Source organism: Pseudomonas sp. B21_DOA (assembly GCA_030544685.1).
GTDB lineage: Bacteria > Pseudomonadota > Gammaproteobacteria > Pseudomonadales > Pseudomonadaceae > Aquipseudomonas > Aquipseudomonas fluorescens_AO.
In genome coordinates, this window is sequence record CP086683.1 from 4,402,160 (window position 1) to 4,427,170 (window position 25,011).

General features: G+C 60.8%; 18 protein-coding genes and 1 pseudogene. 13 read left to right on the plus strand and 6 right to left on the minus strand.

Going from position 1 to position 25,011, the window contains the following annotated elements; translation table 11 throughout:
• Positions 1–288: 288 nt before the first annotated feature.
• Positions 289–774, plus strand: a complete 486-nt coding sequence (locus LJU32_20255; GenBank protein ID WKV87909.1) for a flavin reductase family protein — start codon at positions 289–291, stop codon at positions 772–774.
• Between the two features lie 140 nt (positions 775–914).
• Here the strand turns inward: LJU32_20255 and LJU32_20260 are convergent, their stop codons facing one another.
• A complete protein-coding gene (locus tag LJU32_20260) occupies positions 915–2,861 on the minus strand; it encodes a methyl-accepting chemotaxis protein (GenBank protein WKV87910.1) in 1,947 nt (648 codons plus the stop codon).
• 203 nt (positions 2,862–3,064) lie between these two features.
• Here LJU32_20260 and LJU32_20265 point away from each other — a divergent pair, with 203 nt between their 5' ends.
• The 6 genes and pseudogenes from LJU32_20265 (at position 3,065) to argE (ending at position 9,107) form a co-directional block, all read left to right on the plus strand.
• A complete protein-coding gene (locus LJU32_20265) occupies positions 3,065–4,108 on the plus strand; it encodes an LLM class flavin-dependent oxidoreductase (protein ID WKV87911.1) in 1,044 nt (347 codons plus the stop codon).
• Positions 4,109–4,328: 220 nt separating this feature from the next.
• Complete coding sequence (locus LJU32_20270; GenBank protein WKV87912.1) at positions 4,329–5,147, plus strand: alpha/beta hydrolase; 819 nt, start codon at positions 4,329–4,331, stop codon at positions 5,145–5,147.
• A gap of 230 nt (positions 5,148–5,377) precedes the next feature.
• Positions 5,378–6,688, plus strand: coding sequence for an NAD(P)/FAD-dependent oxidoreductase (locus tag LJU32_20275; protein ID WKV87913.1), 1,311 nt, complete (start codon positions 5,378–5,380; stop codon positions 6,686–6,688).
• Positions 6,689–6,748: 60 nt separating this feature from the next.
• A pseudogene (locus tag LJU32_20280) lies at positions 6,749–7,164 on the plus strand (RidA family protein).
• Between the two features lie 120 nt (positions 7,165–7,284).
• Complete coding sequence (locus LJU32_20285; GenBank protein WKV87914.1) at positions 7,285–7,962, plus strand: DUF1028 domain-containing protein; 678 nt, start codon at positions 7,285–7,287, stop codon at positions 7,960–7,962.
• A complete protein-coding gene (argE, locus tag LJU32_20290; protein WKV87915.1) occupies positions 7,959–9,107 on the plus strand; it encodes an acetylornithine deacetylase in 1,149 nt (382 codons plus the stop codon). The genes LJU32_20285 and argE overlap by 4 nt, the downstream gene beginning before the upstream one ends.
• Before the next feature lie 15 nt (positions 9,108–9,122).
• On the opposite strand, the gene LJU32_20295 is transcribed toward argE, so the two are convergent.
• Entirely contained in the window at positions 9,123–10,034 is a 912-nt protein-coding gene (locus tag LJU32_20295) for a LysR family transcriptional regulator (protein ID WKV87916.1), read from the minus strand.
• Between the two features lie 254 nt (positions 10,035–10,288).
• On the opposite strand from LJU32_20295, the gene LJU32_20300 reads away from it, so the two are divergent.
• Both LJU32_20300 and LJU32_20305 read left to right on the plus strand, forming a co-directional pair.
• On the plus strand, positions 10,289–11,704 hold the full coding sequence (locus tag LJU32_20300; protein ID WKV87917.1) for a cytosine permease: 1,416 nt from the start codon (positions 10,289–10,291) through the stop codon (positions 11,702–11,704).
• Positions 11,705–11,801: 97 nt separating this feature from the next.
• On the plus strand, positions 11,802–12,425 hold the full coding sequence (locus LJU32_20305; GenBank protein WKV87918.1) for a glutathione S-transferase: 624 nt from the start codon (positions 11,802–11,804) through the stop codon (positions 12,423–12,425).
• Between the two features lie 12 nt (positions 12,426–12,437).
• Here LJU32_20305 and LJU32_20310 read toward each other — a convergent pair whose 3' ends face one another.
• The gene (locus LJU32_20310) at positions 12,438–13,316 is read right to left on the minus strand and encodes a LysR family transcriptional regulator (GenBank protein WKV91159.1); all 879 of its coding nucleotides are present in this window, start codon (positions 13,314–13,316) and stop codon (positions 12,438–12,440) included.
• A gap of 104 nt (positions 13,317–13,420) precedes the next feature.
• Here LJU32_20310 and LJU32_20315 point away from each other — a divergent pair, with 104 nt between their 5' ends.
• Positions 13,421–14,812: an aldehyde dehydrogenase family protein gene (locus LJU32_20315; GenBank protein ID WKV87919.1), complete on the plus strand. Its 1,392-nt coding sequence runs from the start codon at positions 13,421–13,423 to the stop codon at positions 14,810–14,812.
• Between the two features lie 2,157 nt (positions 14,813–16,969).
• On the opposite strand, the gene LJU32_20320 is transcribed toward LJU32_20315, so the two are convergent.
• Positions 16,970–18,139, minus strand: a complete 1,170-nt coding sequence (locus tag LJU32_20320; GenBank protein ID WKV87920.1) for a DUF1624 domain-containing protein — start codon at positions 18,137–18,139, stop codon at positions 16,970–16,972.
• Between the two features lie 171 nt (positions 18,140–18,310).
• Here LJU32_20320 and LJU32_20325 point away from each other — a divergent pair, with 171 nt between their 5' ends.
• Positions 18,311–18,907: a paraquat-inducible protein A gene (locus LJU32_20325; protein ID WKV87921.1), complete on the plus strand. Its 597-nt coding sequence runs from the start codon at positions 18,311–18,313 to the stop codon at positions 18,905–18,907.
• Complete coding sequence (locus LJU32_20330) at positions 18,904–19,590, plus strand: paraquat-inducible protein A (GenBank protein WKV87922.1); 687 nt, start codon at positions 18,904–18,906, stop codon at positions 19,588–19,590. The genes LJU32_20325 and LJU32_20330 overlap by 4 nt, the downstream gene beginning before the upstream one ends.
• On the opposite strand, the gene LJU32_20335 is transcribed toward LJU32_20330, so the two are convergent.
• Positions 19,523–22,549, minus strand: coding sequence for an FAD-binding oxidoreductase (locus LJU32_20335; protein ID WKV91160.1), 3,027 nt, complete (start codon positions 22,547–22,549; stop codon positions 19,523–19,525). The two genes, LJU32_20330 and LJU32_20335, sit on opposite strands and share 68 nt — an antisense overlap.
• Positions 22,550–22,706: 157 nt before the next feature.
• Between LJU32_20335 and LJU32_20340 the strand changes: the two genes are divergently transcribed.
• On the plus strand, positions 22,707–23,591 hold the full coding sequence (locus tag LJU32_20340) for a LysR family transcriptional regulator (GenBank protein ID WKV87923.1): 885 nt from the start codon (positions 22,707–22,709) through the stop codon (positions 23,589–23,591).
• Positions 23,592–23,711: 120 nt separating this feature from the next.
• On the opposite strand, the gene LJU32_20345 is transcribed toward LJU32_20340, so the two are convergent.
• Positions 23,712–24,986 carry a glucarate dehydratase family protein gene (locus tag LJU32_20345; protein ID WKV87924.1) on the minus strand — a complete coding sequence of 425 codons (1,275 nt, stop codon included), beginning with the start codon at positions 24,984–24,986 and terminating at the stop codon, positions 23,712–23,714.
• Positions 24,987–25,011 lie beyond the last annotated feature (25 nt).

Sequence of the window (25,011 nt, forward strand, 5' to 3'; positions counted from 1 at the left end):
TATGAAGCCAAACCGGGAGGACTCTTGGGTCGCCCCTCAGATGCAGACCATATTATGGTATTCCAAACTTTGCACAAGCCTGATCCGCTGATTGTGTCGCCCTCTGATCCGCTATCCTCGCTGATCCCACCCCTGCACGGCTAGCTGAACGCCCCGTAAACATTGCCTTTCCGACGAAAGTCGCACGTTTATCGGTTCACCAGAAAAGCTCTTGCAAGATATGTATTACGGTATACCATCAGACCTACAAACCATAAAAACCGCGTCACACCACCCGAGGACCACCCAATGATCGATGCTGCCATTTACAAACAAGTCATGGGCTCGTTCCCGTCCGGCGTCACCGTCATCACCACGCTGGACGACGACGGCCAGATCGTCGGCCTGACCGCCAGCGCGTTCAGCTCACTGTCGATGGACCCGGCGCTGGTGCTGTTCTGCCCCAACTACAGCTCCGACTCCTATCCCGTGCTGATCAAGAACAAACGCTTTGCGATTCACCTGTTGTCCAGCGTGCAGCAAAGCGAGGCCTATGCCTTCGCCCGCAAAGGCAAGGACAAGGCGCAGGGCATCGAATGGACGTTGAGCGCACTGGGCAACCCGATCCTCGCCAATGCGACGGCGGTGATCGAGTGCGAGTTGTGGCGTGAATACGAAGGTGGCGACCACGCGATCATGGTCGGCGCGGTGAAGAACCTGATCGTCCCTGAGCAGGTGGCGGGACCGCTGGTGTACTGCCACGGCAAGATGGGTGCGTTGCCGGTTGTGGCGTGATTTCACTAGATCTCGGATAGCCCATGTGGGAGCGAGCCTGCTCGCGAAAGCGATGGGTCAGTTGTTACATTTTTGACTGACCCGACGCCTTCGCGAGCAGGCTCGCTCCCACAGGTTTTGGTGTTGCCTGGGCGACCGTGTCAGGTCCGGAACCGGCTCACCAGCTGATTCAACGTCTGCGACAGCGCCGTCAGGTTCTGCGCATCCTGGCGAGTCGAATCAGCCAGGCTCGCCACCAACTGCGCATCACCATGAATCTGGCCGATGTGGCGATTGATGTCCTCGGCCACTTGATGCTGTTCCTCCGCCGCCGTGGCGATCTGCGTGTTCATGTCGCGGATCACGTCGACCGATTCACGGATCAATTCAAAACTCGCCCGCGCCTCGTTGATCGACACCACGGTTTCCTGCGAGACCTCGAGGCTGGCGTGCATCTGCTTGCCCATCTGATGGGTGCGCCGCGCCAGATTGCCGAGCAGCGCATCAATCTCACCGGTGGAATCCGCGGTGCGTTTGGCCAGCGCGCGGACTTCATCGGCGACCACGGCAAAGCCCCTGCCCTGTTCACCGGCGCGCGCCGCTTCAATAGCGGCGTTGAGCGCGAGCAGATTGGTCTGCTCGGCAATCGAGCGGATGGTGCCGAGGATCGACTGAATGTCGTTGCTGTCCTGCTCCAGTTGCTGCATCGACTCGGCACTGTGGCCGATCTCCTGACTCAAGCGCCCGACGTTGCTCACCGCCGCGTCGATCTGCTGCTGCCCGGTGTGTGCCTGACGCTGACCGTTGTCTGCTGAATCGGCCGCTTGACTGCACGAGCGCGCGACCTCATTGGAAGTGGCGACCATTTCGTGAAACGCGGTCGACACCATGTCCACCGCCTCACGCTGACGCGAAGCCACGTCGGCCATTTCCGCCGAGACCTCAGTGGCGCTGCCGGAGCTGCTGTGAATCTGCCCTGCCGCTTGGCCGATGCGTTGAATCAGTGTGCGAATCGCTTCGAGAAACTGGTTGAACCAGCCCGCCAGTTGCGCGGTTTCGTCCTGCCCGCGTACTTCCAGTCGCGCAGTCAGATCGCCCTCGCCTTGAGCAATACCTTCGAGACCACTGGCGACACCACGAATCGGCTTGACCATCAGTCCGGCAAACCACGCGCCGGCCATCGCAAACAGCAACGCGCAAACCACAGCGATAGCGCCGATCAGCCAGGTCAAACGCGTCGCCCCGGCCATCACTTCACTGGCTTTCACCAGCCCGACAAATCGCCAGCCCAACGCCTGCGACGGCCAGACCAGCGCCATGTAATCCTCGCCGGCCAATTGCACCTCGACCAGGCCTTTGCCCGCCTCGGCCAGTTGCTGATAACCGTCGCCGAGATCGCTGAGTTTCTTGAAGTTGTGCGCCGGATCGCTCGGGTCGACCAGCACGGTGTTGTTGGCTTCCATCAACATCAGATAACCGCTCTCACCGAGGCGGATCTGCTTGACCAGATCGGTCAATTGCTTGAGCGACACATCGATGTTGACCACGCCGGCATTGCTGCCCAACTGGTTGTTGAAGCTGCGCACGGTGCTCACCAGCACCACGTCATCCGCCGCCCAGTAATAGGCCTCGGTGCGCAGGGTTTTACCGGGATTGGCCATCGCGGTTTTGTACCAGGGACGGGTGCGCGGATCGTAGTTCGCCAGTTGCGCATCGCCCGGCCAGAACAGATAACCGCCCTGCTCGGTGCCGAGTGACAGGTAGGTGTAAGCCGGATGCGCCTTGGCCAGACCGTCGAACAGCTTGAACAGCTGATTATCCTGCGGGCCCATTGGCACTTGCGCGGCGTCACTGCTCAGGTAGCGTTTGAGGCTGGCGTCGATGCTCTGCAGTTGCGGATGCTCGGCGAGGTAGGCAACGTTCTGGCTGATGCCCTCGAAAAACAGCTGCATCGCGTTTTCCACCTGACGCACTTCGCGCCCGGTGCTGTCGGTAAAGGTGTCGCGCGCGCCCTCGCGGACATTGAGGATGATCAGCGCTGCCACCAGTAACACCGGCAGGCTGGCGATTACCGCAAACGCCAGAGTCAGTTTTTGTTTTATGTTCATTGCTTGCGCCTTCCTTGTTCGAAGTGTCGGTCAGAAATATTTTGCGGATATTCCGTATTATGGTATACCAATATTCAATCAACCGAACAGCCGTCCTCGAAGGCGTGCTTGAATGGTGAGAAGACTCGCGAGCGCAACGCGTTCACGTCAGTTCGACAGGCCCGCACACGACCGGCCAATTACAAAAGACTCGAGGTAGCGTCATGAAATTTTCCCTGTTCGTACACATGGAACGCTGGGACGAAAGCGTCAGCCACCGCCAACTGTTCGAAGACCTGACCGAACTGACGCTGATGGCCGAGGCTGGCGGTTTCAGCACCGTGTGGATCGGCGAACACCACGCCATGGAATACACCATTTCCCCAAGCCCGATGCCGCTGCTGGCCTACCTCGCAGCGAAAACCACCACCATCCACCTCGGCGCCGGCACCATCATCGCGCCGTTCTGGCACCCGCTACGCGTTGCCGGCGAATGCGCCCTGCTCGACGTGATCAGCAACGGCCGCATGGAAGTCGGTCTCGCGCGCGGCGCCTATCAAGTTGAATTCGACCGCATGGCCGGCGGCATGCCTGCCTCCAGCGGCGGCCAAGCCCTGCGCGAAATGGTCCCGGTAGTCCGCGCCCTGTGGCAAGGCGACTACGCCCACGACGGCGACATCTGGAAATTCCCCACCTCCACCAGCGTGCCGAAACCGATCCAGAAACCCAACCCACCCATGTGGATCGCCGCCCGCGACCCCGACTCGCACAACTTCGCCGTGGCCAACGGCTGCAACGTCATGGTCACGCCATTGATGAAAGGCGACGAAGAAGTCCTCGACCTGAAGAACAAATTCCAGACCGCACTGGACAACAACCCCGACGTACCGCGCCCGCAATTGATGGTGCTGCGCCACACCCACGTGCACACCGCTGATAACCCGGACGGCTGGAAAGTCGGCGCGAAAGCCATCTCACGTTTCTACCGCACTTTTGATGCGTGGTTTGGCAACAAGGAAACCCCGGTCAATGGCTTCCTCGCGCCGAGCCCGGAAGAGAAGTTTGCCGGACGTCCGGAGTTTGAACTGGAGAGCCTGCACAAGACCGCGATGATCGGCACGCCGGAAGAGATCATTCCGCGGATCAAGTACTACCAGGAACTGGGCGTGGATGAGTTCAGTTTCTGGTGTGACAACAGCTTGCCGCATGAAGAGAAGAAGAAGTCGTTGGAGTTGTTTATCAAGCATGTGGTGCCGGCGTTTCGCTAGCGGCTTGTGCGTCCTTGAACATGGCAAAAAGGGCGACTCCGCCAGGAGCTCGCCCTTTTTCATTTCTGTAATGTCGAGGTGAAATACTCATCGCGCAACGTACTACTCTCTCCTTCCGCCAAACCAGCACTTGCGTACAAGTGCCTTTCGCATTTGCGCGGATAGTGGCCGTTGCCCATTCGGCATCCATTCTTGCCACACACGATCACAAGGAGTTTGCATGAGCACCTTCAAGACCCAAGACGGCACCGAGATCTATTTCAAGGACTGGGGCAGCGGCAAGCCCGTGCTGTTCAGCCACGGCTGGCCGCTGGATGCGGACATGTGGGAATACCAGATGGAATACCTGAGCAGTCGCGGCTATCGCACCATCGCCTTCGACCGCCGTGGTTTCGGCCGCTCGGATCAGCCGTGGACCGGCTACGACTACGACACCTTTGCCGATGACATCGCCGGTTTGATCAACCATCTGGACTTGCGCGACGTGACCCTGGTCGGCTTCTCCATGGGTGGCGGCGACGTCAGCCGCTACATTGCCCGCCATGGCAGCGAGCGCGTTGCTGGTCTGGTATTGCTCGGTGCGGTCACGCCGCTGTTCGGCAAGAAAGCCGACTTCGCCGACGGCGTCGACAAATCGGTATTCGACGGCATCAAGGCCGGTCTGCTGAAGGATCGCGCGCAGTTCATCGCCGACTTCAACACGCCGTTCTACGGCATCAATCAGGGCCAGAAAGTCTCTGACGGCGTGCTCACGCAAACCCTGAACATCGCACTGATGGCCTCGCTCAAGGGCACCGTCGACTGCGTGACGGCGTTCTCGGAAACCGACTTCCGCCCGGACATGGCCAAGATCGATGTGCCGACCCTGGTGATCCATGGCGACGGCGACCAGATCGTGCCATTCGAGACCACCGGCAAGCAGGCGGCCACGCAAATCAAAGGCGCCGAGTTGAAGGTTTACGCCGGCGCGCCGCACGGGTTCGCCGTGACCCATGCGCAGGCATTGAATGAGGATCTGCTGGCGTTCCTCAATCGTTGAAACGCTTACCGGGATGAGGCGTTTTTGCCTCATCCCGACTCTCCAGTGTTGTCGTCTCCTCCGAAAGCCCAGAATTCAAAGGCCTCAGCTTGCCTGCATCAGTTTTTTATCTTCATATCCCAGCTTAATAATATTTTACCGATACCCCCCTCTCCCTAGTCTGACCTCAAGCCAAACGGACAAGCCAACAGCGGCCCGAATCCAACTGCCTTGTTAGGAAGGATGTAGAGATGACCCCAGAAATAATAACAACAGACACGCTGATCGTCGGTGCCGGCCAAGCGGGTGTTGCGATGAGTGAGCACCTGAGCAAACTCGGCATTGCGCATCTGGTGCTGGAGCGCAATCGCATCGCCGAACGCTGGCGCACCGGACGCTGGGACTCGCTGGTAGCCAACGGTCCGGCGTGGCATGACCGTTTTCCCGGTCTGGAATTCGATGATGTCGACCCCGACGGTTTTGCCCCGAAGGAGCGTGTGGCCGATTACTTCGAAGCCTATGCGAAGAAATTCAATGCGCCGATCCGCACCGGCGTCGAAGTGAAAAGTGTGGTGCGTAACGTCGGTCGCCCGGGTTTCACCGTCGAAACCTCCGAAGGCGTGATCGAGGCCAGCCGAGTGGTGGCGGCGACCGGGCCTTTCCAGAAGCCGGTGATTCCAGCGATCGCGCCACGTGATGGGCGCTTGCTGCAAATCCACTCCGCTGACTATCGCAATCCGCAGCAACTGCCGGCAGGCGCGGTGCTAGTGGTCGGCGCAGGCTCTTCCGGGGTGCAGATTGCCGATGAACTGCAACGTGCCGGCAAGCAGGTTTACTTGTCGGTGGGTGCCCACGATCGTCCGCCTCGCGCCTACCGCAACCGCGATTTCTGCTGGTGGCTGGGGGTGCTCGGCGAATGGGATCAAGCGGCAATGAAACCCGGCCGCGAACACGTGACCATCGCCGTCAGCGGCGCTCATGGCGGGCGCACCATCGACTTCCGCGGTCTGGCCCATCGCGGCATGACGTTGGTCGGGGTTACCGAATCCTTCAACGACGGTGTGGTGACTTTCAAACAGGACCTGGCGGCCAATCTCCAGCGTGGCGATGAGAACTATCTAGCGCTGCTCGATGCTGCCGACGCCTACGTCGAACGCAACGGCCTCGACCTGCCGCAAGAGCCCGAGGCGCGGGAAATGTTTGCCGATCCCGAGTGCCTGAAAAACCCTTTGCGCGACTTGGATCTGCGCGAGGCCGGCGTCACGTCGATCATCTGGGCCACCGGGTTCGCCGTGGACTATTCCTGGCTGAAAGTCGCGGCACTGGATGCGCAAGGCAAGCCTGTGCATCAGCGCGGCGTGTCGAGCGAACCGGGAATTTATTTCCTCGGCCTGCCGTGGCAATCGCGGCGGGGTTCGTCGTTTATCTGGGGCGTGTGGCACGACGCCAAACATGTCGCCGATCACATCGCCACCCAACGCAAATACCTCGAATACCGCGATGCCGAGCAGCGTGAAGCGCAGCCGCATTCTTCTGCGCAAAGACAGTTCGTCGACGCTTGATTTCCTCTTATGCCCCGGTGCCGATTGCACCGGGCCACATCCTCGCTTCAGGAGCCGCCCATGAGCCAGCCAACCCACACGCGCATCCGCATGTTCAACACCAAAGACACCTACCCCAACCAGACCCTGGACAACGACTTGTGCCAGGCCGTACGCGCCGGCAACACGGTGTACGTGCGCGGCCAGGTCGGCACCGATTTCGATGGCAATCTGGTCGGCCTCGGTGACCCGCGCGCCCAGGCCGAACAAGCCATGCGCAACGTCAAACAATTGCTTGAAGAAGCCGGCAGTGACATGAGCCACATCGTCAAGACCACCACTTATTTGATCGACCCGCGTTATCGCGAGGAGGTGTATCAGGAGGTCGGCAAATGGCTCAAGGGGTGTTCCCGATTTCCACCGGGCTGGTGGTCTCGGCGCTGGGCCAGCCGCAGTGGCTGATGGAGATTGATGTGATTGCGGTGATTCCCGAGTAAGTCAGGAAAACCCAGTCGTGGCCTTCGCGAGCAGGCTCGCTCCCACAGGGGCATGTATTTCAAAGTGAGAGCGAGCCTGCTCGCGAAGGCGTCAGCCCAGACACACAAGGAGTTCCAAAGATGACCTTTTCCATCACCGCCCGCTGCGCCGACACTGGCCAGTTCGGTGTCGCCATCAGTTCTTCCAGCATCGCCGTCGGCGCCCGCTGCCCGTGGCTGTTGCCCGGTGTCGGCGCGGTGTCGAGCCAGAACATCACCCTGCCGTCGCTCGGGCCGGAAGTCCTCGCCCTGCTGGAACAGGGCGTCGCCCCTGAAGCCGCGCTGGATCAGGTGCTCACGCGCAACGGCTACAGCCAGTATCGGCAGATCACCGCGATCAACCACCTCGGCCAGACCGCGCACTTCAGCGGCACGCAAACCCTCGGCGTGCACAACGCCGTGACTGGTGAACAATGCGTCGCCGCCGGCAACATGCTTGCCGGGCGCGAAGTCATCGAGGCCATGGTCAGCGCGTTCGAGCACGGCGAAGGCCAGCTCGCCGAGCGCCTGCTCCAGGCTCTGCATGCGGCTCAAGCCCTCGGCGGCGAAGCCGGGCCGGTGCATTCGGCAGCGCTGCTGGTGGTCGGCGAACAGACCTGGCCCATCGTTAACCTGCGCGTGGATTGGGCCGATGAAAACCCGATCGGCCAGTTGCAAAAACTCTGGGATGCCTACCGTCCACAATTGCAGGACTACATCGATCGCGCCCTCGATCCGGCCAAGGCACCGGGCTATGGCGTTGCCGGAGATGATCGATGAACAGCGTCGAGCTGCTCAGAACGCTGGTGGGCTTCGACACCACCAGCCGTGAATCGAATTTGCAGTTGATCGAATTTGTCCGCGATTACCTCGCCAGTCACGACGTAACCTGCGCGCTGATTTACAACGACGAGCGCAGCAAAGCCAACCTGTTCGCCAGCATCGGCCCGGTTGACCAACCGGGCATCGTGCTGTCCGGGCACACCGATGTGGTGCCGGTCGACGGCCAGCCGTGGACGCTATCGCCATTCGAACTCAGCGAGCGCGACGGCAAGCTGTTCGGCCGTGGCACGGCTGATATGAAAGGCTATATAGCCTGCGTGCTGGCGCTGGTACCGAGCCTGGTGGCAACGCCTTTGCGCCTGCCGGTGCATATCGCGCTGTCTTATGACGAGGAAGTCGGCTGCCTCGGCGTGCGCTCGTTGCTTGAGGTTTTGCAGCAGCGTCCGGTGAAACCGTTGCTGTGCATCATCGGCGAACCGACCGAGCTGAAACCGGTGCTCGGTCACAAAGGCAAACTGGCGATGCGCTGCGAGGTGCATGGCCACCCGTGTCATTCGGCCTATGCGCCGCTCGGGGTCAACGCCATCGAATACGCCGCCGAACTGATCGCCGAACTGGGGCGGCTCGGCCAGCAACTCAAGGCCCCCGAACATCACGATGCGCGATTCGACCCGCCGTTCAGTACCGTGCAAACCGGGCTGATCACTGGCGGCAAGGCGTTGAATATCGTGCCCGCCGACTGCCGCTTCGATTTCGAAATCCGCGCCCTGCCCTCGCAGGATCCGGCTCTGGTTGCCGACGCGCTGAAGGCTTACGCCGAACGCAAAGTGCTGCCACGCATGCGCGCTGTGAGTGCGCACAGCGACGTTCGTTTCAGCGAACTGTCGGCGTATCCGGGCCTGGTCACCGACGCCCACAGCCAGGCCGCCGAGCTGATCGCGGCGTTCTGCGCTTCGAAGGAATTTGGCACCGTGGCGTTCGGTACCGAAGGCGGTCTGTTCGACGCCGTGGGCATTCCGACCGTGGTGTGCGGCCCCGGCAGCATGGATCAGGGCCATAAACCCGACGAGTTCGTCAGCCTCGATCAGCTGAAAGCCTGTGACGAGATGCTGCTACGCCTGCTCGATTTCATCAGCGTGTAGACCTTGGCCCGGCGTTCAGGCGTACAGCCGGGCCAATTCCTCGCGGCAATGATCGACAAACAACTGCACCGGCTTGGTCAGTTGCACCCGCCGCAGCCACGCCGCCGACAAACCCGAGCCGGTGACGGTTTCGGCCAGTGGCACGCAGACGACTTTTTGCCCGTCGTAGGTGTAGTCGCTGAACGGCTTGGTCACCAGAATCGAAAAGCCGAAACCATTGGCGACCATGCCGCGCACCATCTCGATCGACGGTGAGCTGAAGACGATATTCGGCGTCAGGCCGCGCTCTTCAAAAATGCTCACGAAGTACGTCCGGCTCGGCACCACGTCGAGCAGGATCATCGGTTCCAGCACCAGATCATGCAGCGAGACTTTCGCCTGTTGCGCAAAACGATGATCGGCCGGCAACAACGCATACGGTTGCTGCGGTGGCATCAGCGACGAGGTTTCGATGGTGCTGTCGAGGTCGTGTTCGAAGAGCATCGCCACATCAATGCTGCCCGCGGTTAGCGCTTGCACCAGCTCCTGCTGTTCACCGTCGCGGATGCGGATCTCCACGCCCGGCCAGCGCTGCTTGAAGCCGGCGATCAGGCGCGGCAGATACAACGGCGCAACGGTTTCGAAACAACCGATATCGATCTGTCCGGCGACCACATCGTTGTCCGCCAAGGCGTTCTGCTCGAACTCGTGGGCCACCCGCAACAGCTCCAGCGCCTTGCGATAGAAGCGCGAACCGCTGGGCGTCAGTGACACGCCCTGCGCGTGATGGCGAATGAACAATTGCACACCGAAGCTCTCTTCCAGATGCTTGATCGCCGTGGACACTGACGGCTGCGCGATGTAGAGCTTGCGCGATGCTTCGGCGACGCTGCCGCAGTCGGCTGTGGTGACGAAGTATTTGAGCTGGCGCAGGTTGTAGGCAGCCATGGGGTACCTCCACAAAGATCAAAAGATCGCAGCCTTCGGCAGCTCCGACGCTGAGCGCGGCGCTGCAGATCGAGGCTTGAACATACCGGACGCCCGCCGCAGCCGGAGCATATTTTTTTAAGGTCTGAAGCAACAAACTTACTAATTTATCTATCCCGGGGCTTTGCACATGATCACTTCAACAAGAAATGCGCCACCCGTGCCGGCGCTTACCGAAGTACGTCCACGTACTCATCCTTGCCTTGGAGTTCGACATGGCTACCCCCGCATCCACCTCCGCTCCGCTGATTGAAAAACACACAATAGGCTACGTGCCGCCCGAAGATCGCCACGGAAAGGTCCGCGATCTGTTCACCCTCTGGTTCGGCGGCAACATCGCGCCGTTGCCCATCGTCACCGGGGCGCTGGGCGTGCAATTGTTTCATCTGAATCTGGTCTGGGGCATCGTCGCGATTCTGGTCGGCCATCTGGTCGGCGGCGTGCTGATGGCGCTGCACTCGGCGCAAGGCCCGCAGATGGGCATCCCGCAAATGATCCAGAGCCGCGCGCAGTTTGGCTCGCTCGGTGCACTGCTGGTGGTGCTGATCGCCGGAGTGATGTACATCGGTTTCTTCGCTTCCAATATCGTCCTCGCCGGCAAGTCATTGCATGGTGTGGTTGACAGCGTTCCTGTGCCGGTGGGTATCGTCATCGGCGCGCTGGGTTCCGGGATCATCGGCATCATTGGCTACCGCTTCATCCACGTGCTCAACCGCATCGGCACGTGGGTGCTGGGGATCGGCATCGCCGTGGGTTTCATCTACATCTTCACCCACATTCAGACTGACGACTTCCTTACCCGTGGCAGCTTCAATCTGTCCGGCTGGCTGGCCACGGTGTCGCTGGCGGCGTTGTGGCAGATCGCATTCGCGCCGTACGTTTCCGACTACTCGCGCTATTTGCCGGCCGATGTAAAAGTGTCGTCGACGTTCTGGACGACCTATCTCGGTTCGGCGCTGGGTTCGAGCCTGTCGTTCGTGTTCGGTGCGGTGGCGGTGCTGGCCACGCCGGTGGGCATGGACACCATGGACGCGGTCAAACTGGCCACCGGCGCCATCGGCCCGCTGATGCTGGTGCTGTTTCTGCTCAGCGTGATCAGCCACAACGCCCTCAACCTGTACGGCGCGGTGCTGTCGCTGATCACCTTGGTGCAGACGTTCGCCTATCGCTGGATCCCGACGGCGAAAAGCCGTGCAGTGATTTCGATCATCGTGTTGCTGGCCTGCTGCTTCGCTGCGGTGGGCGCCTCGGCTGACTTCATCGGTCACTTCGTCGACATGGTGCTGGTGTTGCTGGTGGTGTTGGTGCCGTGGACGGCGATCAACCTGATCGACTTCTATGCGATCCACAAGGGCAAGTACGACATTCAGTCGATCTTCCAGGTCGACGGCGGCATCTACGGTCGCTATAACCCGCAGGCATTGCTGGCTTATGCGATCGGCATCGCCGTGCAGATCCCGTTCATGAACACGCCGCTGTACGTCGGCCCGGTGTCGGCGCACATCAACGGCGCCGACCTGTCCTGGCTGGTGGGTTTGCTGGTGACTTCGCCGCTGTATTTCTGGCTGGCCAATCGCGATAGCGCCTATCGTCGACGCATGACCGGCGGCAAGCTCGCGGGCAATCTCTGAGCGATGGAACACCATTGAACCAAGGCCCGCGCATTGCGGGCCCTGGACTTTGCGCTATGGTATTTTTCTGCGTCCGACACCCGGAAAAGGAAATCCCATGCTGCGAATACTCGGCAAAGCCTCATCGATCAATGTGCGCAAGGTGCTGTGGACCTGCGCCGAGCTGGACATTCCCTTCGCGCGCGAAGACTGGGGTTCGGGCTTCAAGTCGCCGAACACACCGGAGTTTCTCGCACTTAATCCCTGCGCCATGGTGCCGGTGATCCAGGACGGTGATTTCACGTTGTGGGAATCAAACACGATCATTCGTTATCTGGCGACGCGTTACGGTGGCGCGCATTTGTATCCCGCTGAGCCTATCGCCCGGGCACGGGTCGATCAGTGGATCGACTGGCAGGCCTCGGAGCTGAATCGCTCGTGGTCGTACCCGCTGATGGCGCTGGTGCGCAAGTCGCCGGATTATCAGGACCACGACGCTTTGGCCGCCGGTTGCCGGGACTGGACGCGCAACATGGAAATCCTCGATCGCCAACTGGAGAAGACCGGCGCTTACGTCAGTGGCGAGCAGTTTTCCCTGGCGGATATTCCGATCGGGCTGTCGGTCAATCGCTGGTTCGAAACACCGCTCGACCATGCGGATTTTGCTGCGGTGCGCGCCTATTACGACCGCTTGAATCAGCGCGACGGTTATCGTTTGTACGGGCGCAATGGCACGCCATAAAGAGGCGCTCGATCAGCCTTGCTCACGCACCACGCCACGCTCTTCAAGCAAGCGCACGAACATGCTCAGACTTCGCGACACCGTGCCCCGCCGCCACACCAGCCAAGTGGTCAGATAGCGGAAGTCCGCCGCCAGCGGCCAGACGCTGACCGTCGCGCTGCCGGGCATGCTCTGCAGCATTTTGCGCGGCATCAGAGCCAAGCCGGCACCGGCGCTGACGCAGGCGAGCATGCCGTGGTAGGACTCCATCTCGAAGATCTTGCCCGGCACGGCAGCGTCAGTGCTGAACCATTTTTCAAAATGGTGACGGTAGGAGCAGTTGGAACGGAACGCGTAGATATTTTCGCCGTTAACGTCCGTCGCACGTTCGACCGGTGAATGATTGAGCGGCGCGATGATGACCATTTCCTCCTCGAACGCCGGCACGCCCTCCAGCGCCGGATGTAGCACCGGGCCGTCGACAAATGCTGCGGCCAGGCGCCCGGAGAGCACGCCGTCGATCATTGTGCCGGACGGCCCGGTGGACAGGTCGAGGTCGACTTTCGGATGCAATTGGTTGTAGGCCGCGAGCAATTCGGGAATGCGCACTGCAGCAGTACTTTCCAACGAGCCCAACGGGAACGCGCCCTGGGGTTCTTCGCCCGCTACTGTGGCCCGGGCTTCTTGCACCAGATCAAGAATGCGCCGCGTGTACTCGAGAAAACTCCACCCGGCCGGTGAGAGCCGCAGACGGCTTTTCTCGCGGATGAACAGATCGACACCGAGATCCTGCTCCAGCTGTTTGATCCGCGTGGTCAGGTTCGACGGCACGCGATGGATCTGCGTAGCGGCAGCGCTGATGCTGCCGTGCTCGGCCACGGCCTTGAAGATTTCCAGTTGCACCAGATCCACAGTCATTCTCCAATCGTGAAAGAAACGATCTTTATTATTCAGTTTCCAGAAAACTAACGCCACCCTACTCTAGGCCCATCCGACGAACCTACAGGACAACGTCAATGAGCCAGATTTCCAGCCAGACCCACGCCATCTCGATCAACCCTGCCACCGGGGAGCAGATCGGTCATTACGCGTTTGAATCCGCCGCTGCCCTTGATGCAGCACTGACTCGCGCTGCCTTCGCTTTTGGCAAGTGGAAGCGCAAGCCACTACAGGATCGTTCGCGCCTGCTTACCGCCCTCGCCGGCGCGCTGCGTGAAACTGGCGAAGCCATGGCGACCATGATCACCCAGGAGATGGGCAAGCCGATCGCCCAGGCCCGTGGCGAAATCGAGAAATGCGCCAAGCTCTGCGAGTGGTACGCCGAACACGGCCCGGCCATGCTCGACGCCGAAGCCACCCAGGTTGAAGGTGGCAAGGCGCGCATCGAGTACCGTCCTCTGGGGCCGATTCTGGCGGTGATGCCGTGGAATTTCCCGATCTGGCAAGTGCTGCGCGGCGCGGTGCCGACGCTGATCGCTGGCAACACTTACGTGCTCAAGCACGCGCCAAACGTGATGGGCAGCGCTTACCTGCTGCGCGATGCGTTTGTTCGCGCCGGTTTTCCAGATGGCGTGTTTGAAGTGATCAACGTCACACCGGAAGGCGTTTCCACCGCTATCGCCGATTCGCGGATCGCCGCCGTGACCCTCACCGGCAGCGTCCGCGCCGGCATGGCCATCGGTGCTCAGGCCGGTGCGGCGCTGAAGAAATGTGTGCTGGAGCTAGGCGGCTCCGATCCGTTCATTGTGCTCAACGATGCTGATCTGGATGAGGCGGTGCATGCGGCAGTGGTCGGTCGTTATCAGAACTCCGGCCAGGTCTGCGCGGCGGCGAAACGCTTGATCATCGAACAAGGCGTGGTTGAGGAATTCACTCGCAAGTTCGTTGAAGCGACACGTCAGTTGAAGATGGGCGATCCGCTCAACGCTGACACTTACATCGGGCCGATGGCGCGGTTCGATCTGCGTGATGAACTTGATCAACAAGTGCGCGACACCCTTGAAGAAGGCGCGACACTGTTGCTCGGTGGCGGCAAGGTCGAAGGATCGGGCAACTACTACGAGCCAACCGTATTGGCCGATGTCACCGACCGCATGACTTCGTTCAAGCAGGAGCTGTTCGGCCCGGTCGCCTCGATCATCACCGCCCGCGATTGCGCGCACGCCGTGGCTCTGGCCAACGACAGCGATTTTGGCCTGACTACAACGATCTACACCGCCAACGTCGCGCTGGCCGAGCAACTGACCAGCGAGCTGGAAACCGGCGGCGTGTTCATCAACGGCTACTCCGCCAGCGACCCGCGCGTAACCTTCGGCGGCGTAAAGAAGAGCGGCTTTGGCCGTGAGCTGTCGCACTTTGGCGTACGGGAATTCTGCAACGCGCAGACCGTGTGGCTGGATCGCAAATAACCCAGACACAGCAGCAATTGTGGGAGCGAGCCTGCTCGCGAAAGCGTCCTGTCAGTCACCGAATGTATTGCCTGACACACCCTCTTCGCGAGCAAGCCCGCTCCCACACAAGAACCGCCGCTGGTAGGTAAAGTGCGGCGCAACACCTACCCACTGTGGGAGCGGGCTTGCCCGCGAAAGCGTCCTGTCAGTCACCGAATGCATTGCCTGACACACCCTCTTCGCGAGCAAGCCCGCTCCCACACAAGAACCGCCGCTGGTAGTTAATTCACGGCGCAACACCTACCCACTGTGGGAGCGGGCTTGCCCGCGAAAGCGTCCTGTCAGTCACCGAATGCATTACCTGACACACCCTCTTCGCGAGCAAGCCCGCTCCCACAAAGGGACCACCGCTGGTAGGTAATGCGCGGCGCAACACATACCCACTGTGGGAGCGGGCTTGCCCGCGAAAGCATTTTGTCAGTCAGCGAATGCATTCGCCTGACACACCCTCTTCGCGAGCAAGCCCGCTCCCACAAAGGAACCACCGCTGGTAGGTAAAGTGCGGCGCAACACATACCCAATGTGGGAGCGGGCTTGCAAGCGAAAGCATTTTGTCAGTCAGCGAATGCATTCGCCTGACACACCCTCTTCGCGAGCAAGCCCGCTCCCACAAAGGAACCTCCGCGGGTAGGTAAAGTGCGGCGCAACACATACCCACTGTGGGAGCGGGCTTGCTCGCGAAAGCATTTTGTCAGTCGTCAAATGCATTGCCTGACACGCCCTCTTCGCGAGCAAGCCCGCTCCCACACAAGAACCGCTGCTGGTAGTTAATTCACGTCGCAACACACCCACTGTGGGAGCGGGCTTGCCCGCGAAAGCGTCCTGTCAGTCACCGAATGCATTGCCTGACACACCCTCTTCGCGAGCAAGCTCGCTCCCACACAAGAACCGCCGCTGGTAGGTAAAGTGCGGCGCAACACATACCCAATGTGGGAGCGGGCTTGCCCGCGAAAGCATTTTGTCAGTCACCGAATGCATTGCTTGACACACCCTCTTCGCGAGCAAGCTCACTCCCACAAAGGAACCTCCCGGGTAGGTAAAATGCGGCGCAACACCTACCCACTGTGGGAGCGGGCTTGCCCGCGAAAGCATTTTGTCAGTCACCGAATGAATTGCTTGACACACCCTCTTCGCGAGCAAGCTCACTCCCACAAAGGAACCTCCCCGGGTAGGTAAAATGCGGCGCAACACCTACCCACTGTGGGAGCGGGCTTGCCCGCGAAAGCATTCTGTCAGTCACCGCTGCATTGCCTGACACACCCTCGTCGCGAGCAAGCTCACTCCCACACAGGAACCGACGCTGGTAGGTAAAGTGCGCCGCAACACCTACCCACTGTGGGAGCGGGCTTGCCCGCGAAAGCATTCTGTCAGTCACCGAATGCATTGCCTGACACACCCTCTTCGCGAGCAAGCCCGCTCCCACAAAGGAACCACCGCGGGTAGGTAAAGTGCGGCGCAACACATACCCAATGTGGGAGCGGGCTTGCCCGCGAAAGCATTTTGTCAGTCACCGAATGCATTGCTTGACACACCCTCTTCGCGAGCAAGCCCGCTCCCACACAAGAACCGCTGCTGGTAGTTAATTCACGTCGCAACACACCCACTGTGGGAGCGGGCTTGCCCGCGAAAGCATTTTGTCAGTCACCGAATGCATTGCCTGACACACCCTCTTCGCGAGCAAGCCCGCTCCCACACAAGAACCACCGCTGGTAGTTAATTCACGGCGCAACACATACCATTGTGGGAGCGGGCTTGCCCGCGAAAGCATTCTGTCAGTCACCGAATGCATTACCTGACACACCCTCTTCGCGAGCAAGCCCGCTCCCACAAAGGGACCACCGCTGGTAGGTAATGCGCGGCGCAACACATACCCACTGTGGGAGCGGGCTTGCCCGCGAAAGCATTTTGTCAGTCGTCAAATGCATTCGCCTGACACACCCTCTTCGCGAGCAAGCCCGCTCCCACACAAAAACCGCCGCTGGTAGTTAATTCACGGCGCAACACATACCCACTGTGGGAGCGAGCCTGCTCGCGAAAGCGTCCTGTCAGTCACCGCTGCATCGACTGACACACCCTCTTCGCGAGCAAGCTCACTCCCACAAACTCTGCTTCGATTTACAAATATTTCAACCAACTGATATCCCGGCGCCGCGCCTTGAGTGCCGAAAACCAGCGCACTGCCGGGAACAACACCACGGCAAGAACCATCGCCGCCAGCCACACCGCCGTCACCGTCGAAAAACCGAAATAGCTGCCCTGATTCAGGCCGAACAGCGCCACACCAATCAGGTACAACACCTTCAACACATACAAGTGCAGCAGATAGAAAAACATCGGCGCCGAGCCGAACACCGTCAGCCAGCCAATCCAGCGGCGACCCTGCACGCGCTCAAAGGCGAGCAGCAGCAACAGCCCCACGCTCACCGTCAACCCGATGAACAGCAGTGACGGCGGATATTTGGTGATATTGAAAAAACTCATCAGCGTCTGCACCAGCGAATCGCTGATCGCCCACGGCTTTTCGCCGTAGCCGTTGATCAAACGCAGCACCACAAATCCCAGCAATCCACCGGCCCCGGCCATCAGCAAACGACGCTGGCGCACCGCCGCTTCCATGCCCCGAGCGAACCACGGCCCCAGCGCGTACCCCAAACCGATCACACCGATCCATGGCAATAACGGATACGAGGTACGCAGGCGCAGGGTTTCGCTGATCTCGATCCAGCCGCGGTCATGCAGAATCGCCCAAGGCACATGCATCGCCGACTCGACCGGGAAATGCACCGCGTCGAGCAGATTGTGCCCGGCGATGATCGCTACGCTCAGCACCAGCAACACCGCACGTGGCAACCAGACCAGCAGCGCCAGCGCGACCATGCTCAGGCCGATCGCCCAGATCACCTGCAGGTAGATCACGCTCGGCGGCAACTGGAACGTCCAGGCGGAGTTCACCAAGGTGAACTCCAGCGCCACGAGGAACAAACCGCGCTTGAACAGAAACGCGCTGACATCGGCTTTACCGGCGTATTTTTCGCCGTACAACCATGCCGACAAACCGGTCAGCAAGACGAATACCGGCGCACACAAATGCGCCAATGTGCGGCTGAAAAACAGCGCCGGCTCGGTGCTGGTGATGTCCATCGGATCGGAGACTTGGCGGTGCAGCAGGAAGGTTTCGCGTACATGATCAAGTAGCATGAACAGGATCACCAGGCCTCTGAGCGCATCAATGGAGAGCAGCCGGCCAGTCGTCAGTGGGGCAGAACGGGGAAGCGCTGGGGTCATGGATCTTTCGCAATCGAGAGGAATAACACCGGGCAGCCACAATGCCGCCCTCGAATTTTGCGTTACCTTATAACATCAAAAAAGCAAAACCCAAACATCCCGACATCGAGGTTGCCCATCCACCCCAGCCTTCTATAGTGAACAGGTACGTCTTGCCCCTGAGCGTTGTCCATGATCAACACCCAACACCTGATCATCTGCGAGCACTGTGATTGCGTGTACGAGAAAGTCGTGCTCGCCAAACACCAGAAAACCCTGTGCGTGCGCTGCGGTGGCGTGCTGCAGCGTTTCAACGGCCTGACCATCGAGCAGCGTCTGGCATTGACGTTCACGGCGGCGATGCTGTGGCTGTTTGCCAATTTCTACCCGGTGATGAGCATCAGCCTCAAAGGCATGAAAAACAGCGCGACCCTGTGGGATTCGGTGCTCGCGCTGAGCCAGGGACCGATCACCTTCATCGCGATGGTCGCTGCTATTGCGATCATCATCGCCCCGGCGTTTCAGCTGGTGTTGCTGGTCTGGGTGTTGGGCTTTGCCCTCGGTCTGCGTCGAGCGCCGGGGTTCAATCTGTGCATGCGCTGGCTGGAGACCCTGCGCCCGTGGAGCATGCTTGAGGTGTGTCTGCTGGGGGCGATGGTCGCGGTGTTCAAACTCGCCGGCCTGCTCGATGTGCTGCCGGGGATCGGCCTGTTTGCCCTGGCGGTGCTGAGCCTGATGATGATCCGCATTGCCGGCCGTGACATCCGCGAACTCTGGGACATTTTATGAAGCGTCCACCGACCGCCAGCGAGCTCAACCTGTGCCTGTGCCACAGCTGTGGCCTGGCCTGCGACATGACCGACGAGCCCCACCAATGCCCACGCTGCGATGCACCGCTGCATCGGCGCAAGACCAATTCACTGACGCGCACCTGGGCGTACATGCTCGCTGCACTGGTCTTTTATATCCCGGCCAATCTGCTGCCAGTGATGAATACGGTGATGCTCGGCAACGGCGCCGACAGCACGATCATGAGCGGCGTGCTGGAGTTCTGGGAGGCCGGAGCGTGGGACATCGCCCTGATCATTTTCATCGCCAGTATCGCGGTGCCGGGGGTCAAGTTCGTCGCCCTGACCTTGCTGCTGGTCACGGTGCAGCGAAACAGCGATTGGGCGCGCAAGGAGCGTTCGAAGTTGTACCGCTTCGTCGAGCTGATCGGCTATTGGTCGATGCTCGACGTGCTGGTGGTCGCGCTGGTCGCGGCGCTGGTGAAGTTCCAGGCGCTGGGCGATATCGAGCCACGACCGGGCATCCTGTTCTTCGGCCTGGTCGTGGTGTTCACCATGCTCGCGGCGATGAGTTTCGACCCGCGCCTGATCTGGGACAGGGACACCAGCGACACGGTCAGCGACGCAGCGTCTGGAGCAGCACCTGCAACGGATGGCGCAGCGCCTGATCCGACTGGCGCTTGACCTGGCTGCGGCAGGAGTAGCCGGTCGCCAACGCCTCGCCCTGCTCCGCCGGCGCCTGCACCTGACGCGCCCACGACTGCTCGTAAATGACGGCCGAGGTCTGGCGGTTGCGTGCTTCGTGGCCATAAGTACCGGACATGCCGCAGCAACCGGTGGCTTGTGTGGCGAGCTTCAGACCGGCACGTCCGAAGACCTGTTCCCACTGGAGGGTCGCGGCCGGCGCGTTGGTTTTCTCCGTGCAATGTGCGAGCAGACGGAACGCTTTGGGTTGAGCCTCAGGCGTCCGTTCTGGCATGACCTTGAGTAACCATTCCTGCACCAGCGCCACTTCAGGACATTCATTCAAGCCCGGCACTTTCAGGTATTCCTGGCGATAGACCAAAGTCATCGCCGGATCCAGCCCCAGCAGCGGCACGCCGGTCTGCGCCAGCGCCTGCAACTGCTCAGTGTTACGCAACGCCGCACGATTGAACGCCGAGAGAAAGCCCTGCACGTGCAGCGGCTTGCCGTTGGCGCTGAACGGCGCGAGATAGACCTGATAACCCAGGCGCGAAATCAGCTCGACCAGATCAGCCAGCAGCGGCGCTTCGAAATAGCGGGTGAAGGCGTCCTGCACGATGACCACGCTGCGTTCGCGTTGCTCTGAGGTCAGTGCCGACAGCGTTGCAACCGTTGCTGGCTGCACCTGCCAACGGCGCATCGCCGCGTGGAAATCGAAACGGCTGAGCAACGGCACATCGACCATGCCACCGATCCGCGCCAGTGCGCCACGCACCCAGCCCGCGCCCATCAAGCCGTTGTACAGCGCCGGAATATGCGCCATGTACGGAATGGTGTATTCCAGCGAGGCAATCAGGTAATCCCGTGCCGGACGCAGATAACGACTGTGATACAGCTCGAGAAAACGCGAGCGGAATTCCGGCACGTTGACCTTCACCGGGCACTGCCCCGCGCAGGATTTACAGGCCAGACAACCGGCCATGGCGTCGTACACCTCATGGGAAAAATCCGCCGACGGATCGCGGCTGTTGCGCCAGCGCTGCCACAGCGTGCTGAAAAACGCCGGTTTACGGATTGCGTCCGAGAGCACATCGACACCCGCCTCGCCCTGCAACCGCAGCCATTCGCGAATCAATGAAGCGCGGCCCTTGGGCGATTGCGCGCGTTCGCGGGTGGCTTTCCACGACGGGCACATGGCGTCATCGGGGTCGAAGTTGTAGCAGGCGCCGTTACCGTTGCAGTGCATGGCCGCGCCGTAGCTTTGCCAGACTTTCTCGTCGATCTGCCGATCCAGCTCGCCGCGCAGGGTCACTTCATCGATTTTCAGCAGCGCTGCGCCGCTGCTCGCTGGCGTGGCGATTTTGCCCGGGTTGAACTGATTGAAAGGGTCGAACGCTGCTTTCAAGGCTTGCAGCGCCGGGTACAACTCGCCGAAGAATGCCGGCGCGTATTCCGAACGCAGGCCCTTGCCATGCTCGCCCCAGAGCAGGCCGCCGTAGCGCTGGGTCAGCGCCGCTACGCCATCGGACACCGGGCGTACCAGCGCCGCTTGCTGCGGGTCTTTCATGTCGAGGATCGGCCGCACGTGCAGCACGCCGGCGTCGACATGGCCGAACATGCCGTACTGCAAACCGTGGCTGTCGAGCAAATCGCGTAGCTCGGCGATGTATTCGGCCAAGTGCTGCGGCGGCACTGCGGTGTCTTCAACGAACGGCTGCGGGCGGGCTTCGCCGGCGACGTTGCCGAGCAGGCCCACCGCCCGCTTGCGCATGCCGTAGACCTTGTTCACCACTGCCTGACCGACCGCCAGCGTATGCCCGAGGCGCTCCACCGTGCGGTCGTTTTGCAGGTGTTCGAGGAACGCTTCGACGCGGCGTTGCAGGTCTTCGGGATCGTCACCGCAGAACTCGACCAGGTTGATGCCCAGCGTCGGCCGCTCAGCGTTTTCAGGAAAATATTCGGCAACGCCGTGCCAGACGATGTCCTGCATCGCCAACAGCAAGACCTTGGAGTCAACGGTTTCAATCGACAACGGCTTGAGCGCCATCAACGCCCGCGCATCACGCAAGGCATCCATGAACCCGGCATAGCGGATATTCACCAGCATCGTGTGTTTGGGAATCGGCAGCACGTTGAGCCGCGCTTCGACGACGAAGCCCAGCGAGCCTTCAGCGCCACAGAGCACGCTGTTGAGGTTGAAGCGCTGATCGGCCTCGCGCAGATGCGCCAGGTCATAACCGGTCAGGCAGCGGTTGAGATCGGGAAAGCGTGCTTTGATCAGCTCGCCCTGTTCATCAATGATCTGCCGCGCACAACGATAAACTTCGCCGACGCGATCATCGCGGGCGCACTGCGCTGCAAGCTCATCCGCGGCCAGCGGCAGGCCGTGCAGACACTCGCCGCCGCGCAGGATCATCTCAAGCTCCAGCACATGGTCGCGGGTCTTGCCGTAGGTGCAACTGCCCTGGCCGCTGGCGTCGGTGTTGATCATGCCGCCGACCGTGGCGCGGTTCGAGGTCGACAGTTCCGGGGCGAAAAACAGCCCGGCGGATTTCAGGGCGGCGTTGAGCTGGTCCTTGACCACACCGGCCTGCACCCGCACCCAGCGCTGTTCAACGTTGATTTCCAGAATGCGATTCATGTGCCGCGACAGGTCGACGACGATGCCGTCCGTCAGCGATTGGCCGTTGGTGCCGGTGCCACCGCCACGCGGGGTGATCACCACTTTCTCGTACGCTGGTTCGGCAATCAGCCGCGCCACACGTGCAACGTCTTCGGCGTCCAGCGGAAACACCGCCGCTTGCGGCAAGCGCTGATAGATCGAGTTGTCGGTCGCGAGCACCACGCGGCTGGCGTAATCAGCGCTGATTTCCCCGCGAAAGCCGCTGTCTTTCAGGGCGGCGAGGAATTGTTGGTAATCGCCGGTCAGGGCTTTGGCAGGCGACAGCTGGGCAATCATCGGTCGGGTCATCTCGGTCAAATCGGGCTGTGTGGCGGTGAACAGTTGTGCGCAAGGAATGATTGCGTCAGGCTCCGCCATCTGATTGCGCCCATGTTCATTGCTGGCCAGCCATCGAACAAGCGTAAATTCGACCCGTTATCGATGAGTTTTACGAATGAATCCGCGCACCCTTACACCGTCCATGTCGCTGCTGCTGGCTTTCGAGGCCGCCGCTCGGCATGAAAGCTACACCCGCGCCGCCCATGAACTGTCACTGACGCAGAGCGCGGTCAGCCGTCAGGTGCAGATTCTCGAGAAGATGCTCGGCATGCGCCTGTTCAGCCGCGAAGGCCGGCAGGTGGTGCTGACGGATGTCGGGCGCATGTATCAGCGCGAGCTCAGCGAAGCCCTCGGACAGATTCGCAGCGCAACCTTGCAGGCGATGGCGTTTGGTTCGGGCATCCATAGCCTGCGCCTGGCGACGCTGCCAACCTTCGGTTCGAAATGGCTGCTGCCACGGTTGAAGGATTTCTACACGGCGCACCCGGGCATGACCGTGCACCTGCATTCGCGGATCGAAACCATCGACTTCGACACCAGCGAAATCGACGCGGCCATCTGTGTCGGCGGCGGTGAGTGGCCAGGCCTGACCGCCCTGCCCCTGCACACCGAAGAACTGGTGGCGATTGCCAGCGCGCAGCTGTCGGCGACTGAACGCGACGAGGCCGAGCGGCACATGGCCGGGCAGTTGCTGCTCAACGTCAGCAGCAATGCCCAGGCATGGGCGGAATGGTTCAGCCATCATCAACTGCCGCATCGCAGCATGCGAATCGGGCCAAGCTTCGAAATGACCTCGCACTTGATTCAGGCAGTACGCGCCAATATCGGCGTCGGCCTGGTGCCGCGGATTCTGGTCGAAGACGAATTGCTCAAGGGCGAATTGCTGCAACTGGGAGAGCCGATTACCAGCCGACGCAGCTATTACCTGGTGTACCCGCCGCGTAATGAGAATCTGCCTTCGTTGAGAGCGTTTCGGGATTGGCTGCTCGAGACGCTTTGACTCGTGGGCCCCATCGCGGGCAAGCCCGCTCCCACAGGTATTGTGTCGCTCACAAATTTTGCATCCGACAAAGACCCTGTGGGAGCGGGCTTGCCCGCGATGGGGCCCGTCCCGACCACCTCAAAACCTCGGCTTGACCGCCCGCCAATCCGCCTTGTACCGCTGCATCTGCCGCACGTCATCGCGCTGGCGAATCCCGCACGTCAGGTACTGGTCATGCAGCTTGGCCAGTTGCTCATGATCCAGCTCCAGCCCGAGCCCCGGCGCGCGGGTGATCTTCACGCAGCCATCGACAATCGGCAGCTTGCCGCCCTTGATCACTTCCTCGTCCGGCTCCTGCCACGGGTAGTGGGTGTCACAGGCGTAATCCAGATTCGGCACTGCCGCCGCGACGTGCGCCATGGCCATCAGGCTGATGCCCAAGTGGGAATTGGAATGCATCGACACGCCGAGGCCGAACACGTCGCACATTTTCGCCAGCGTCTGCGTATCCCGCAGGCCACCCCAGTAATGGTGGTCGGCGAGGACAATCTGCACGCTGTTCTGCGCAACGCTGCGGCGGAACTCGTCGAAATCGGTGACGACCATATTGGTCGCCAAGGGCAGACCGGTGCGCTTGTGCAGCTCAGCCATGCCATCAAGGCCCGGGGTCGGATCTTCGTAATACTGCAGGTCATCGCCGAGCAGTTCGGCCATGCGAATCGCCGTCTCCAGCGACCAGTTGCCGTTCGGATCGATGCGCAGCGGCAATCCCGGAAAAGCTTTCTTCAGCGCCTTGATGCAAGCCACTTCATGCTCCGGCGGCAAGGTACCGGCCTTGAGCTTGATGCTCTTGAAACCGTAGGCTTCGATCATTCGCGCTGCCTGGGCGACGATCTGCTGCTCGTTCAGCGCCTCGCCCCAGTTGTCCGGTTTGTAGGGCGATTCGATATGTTCGGCGTATTTGAAAAACAGGTAAGCGCTGAACGGCACTTCATCGCGGATCGCGCCGCCGAGCAGGTCCACCAGCGGCACGTTCAGGTAGTGCGCTTGCAAATCGAGAAACGCTACTTCAAACGCCGAGTAGGCATTGCTCACCGCTTTGCTGGCGTGGGAACCGGGGGCCAGTTCAGCGCCAGCAATGCTCGCCGGTTTATTTGCCGCCACGGTGGCCTGCACGATCGCGCGTAACTGATTGAGGTTGAACGGATCAAGGCCGATCAACTGGCTCTGCAATTGTTGCTGGATCGCCAGCGCCGGGGCATCGCCGTAGCTTTCGCCGAGGCCGATGTAGCCGTTGTCACTCTCGATCTCGATGATCGAGCGCAAGGCAAAGGGTTCGTGGATGCCACTGGCGTTGAGCAGTGGCGGATCACGGAAGGCAATCGGGGTGACGCTGACACGGGTGATTTTCAAGATGACGCTCCTGACAGATCAACAA

What these genes read in the sequence shown, in the direction of transcription:
- LJU32_20255 (WKV87909.1), top strand. Translation starts at nt 289, where the DNA reads ATGATCGATGCTGCCATTTACAAACAAGTCATGGGCTCGTTCCCGTCC.
- LJU32_20260 (WKV87910.1), bottom strand. Translation starts at nt 2,861, where the DNA reads ATGAACATAAAACAAAAACTGACTCTGGCGTTTGCGGTAATCGCCAGC.
- LJU32_20265 (WKV87911.1), top strand. Translation starts at nt 3,065, where the DNA reads ATGAAATTTTCCCTGTTCGTACACATGGAACGCTGGGACGAAAGCGTC.
- LJU32_20270 (WKV87912.1), top strand. Translation starts at nt 4,329, where the DNA reads ATGAGCACCTTCAAGACCCAAGACGGCACCGAGATCTATTTCAAGGAC.
- LJU32_20275 (WKV87913.1), top strand. Translation starts at nt 5,378, where the DNA reads ATGACCCCAGAAATAATAACAACAGACACGCTGATCGTCGGTGCCGGC.
- LJU32_20285 (WKV87914.1), top strand. Translation starts at nt 7,285, where the DNA reads ATGACCTTTTCCATCACCGCCCGCTGCGCCGACACTGGCCAGTTCGGT.
- argE (WKV87915.1), top strand. Translation starts at nt 7,959, where the DNA reads ATGAACAGCGTCGAGCTGCTCAGAACGCTGGTGGGCTTCGACACCACC.
- LJU32_20295 (WKV87916.1), bottom strand. Translation starts at nt 10,034, where the DNA reads ATGGCTGCCTACAACCTGCGCCAGCTCAAATACTTCGTCACCACAGCC.
- LJU32_20300 (WKV87917.1), top strand. Translation starts at nt 10,289, where the DNA reads ATGGCTACCCCCGCATCCACCTCCGCTCCGCTGATTGAAAAACACACA.
- LJU32_20305 (WKV87918.1), top strand. Translation starts at nt 11,802, where the DNA reads ATGCTGCGAATACTCGGCAAAGCCTCATCGATCAATGTGCGCAAGGTG.
- LJU32_20315 (WKV87919.1), top strand. Translation starts at nt 13,421, where the DNA reads ATGAGCCAGATTTCCAGCCAGACCCACGCCATCTCGATCAACCCTGCC.
- LJU32_20320 (WKV87920.1), bottom strand. Translation starts at nt 18,139, where the DNA reads ATGACCCCAGCGCTTCCCCGTTCTGCCCCACTGACGACTGGCCGGCTG.
- LJU32_20325 (WKV87921.1), top strand. Translation starts at nt 18,311, where the DNA reads ATGATCAACACCCAACACCTGATCATCTGCGAGCACTGTGATTGCGTG.
- LJU32_20330 (WKV87922.1), top strand. Translation starts at nt 18,904, where the DNA reads ATGAAGCGTCCACCGACCGCCAGCGAGCTCAACCTGTGCCTGTGCCAC.
- LJU32_20335 (WKV91160.1), bottom strand. Translation starts at nt 22,549, where the DNA reads ATGATTGCCCAGCTGTCGCCTGCCAAAGCCCTGACCGGCGATTACCAA.
- LJU32_20340 (WKV87923.1), top strand. Translation starts at nt 22,707, where the DNA reads ATGAATCCGCGCACCCTTACACCGTCCATGTCGCTGCTGCTGGCTTTC.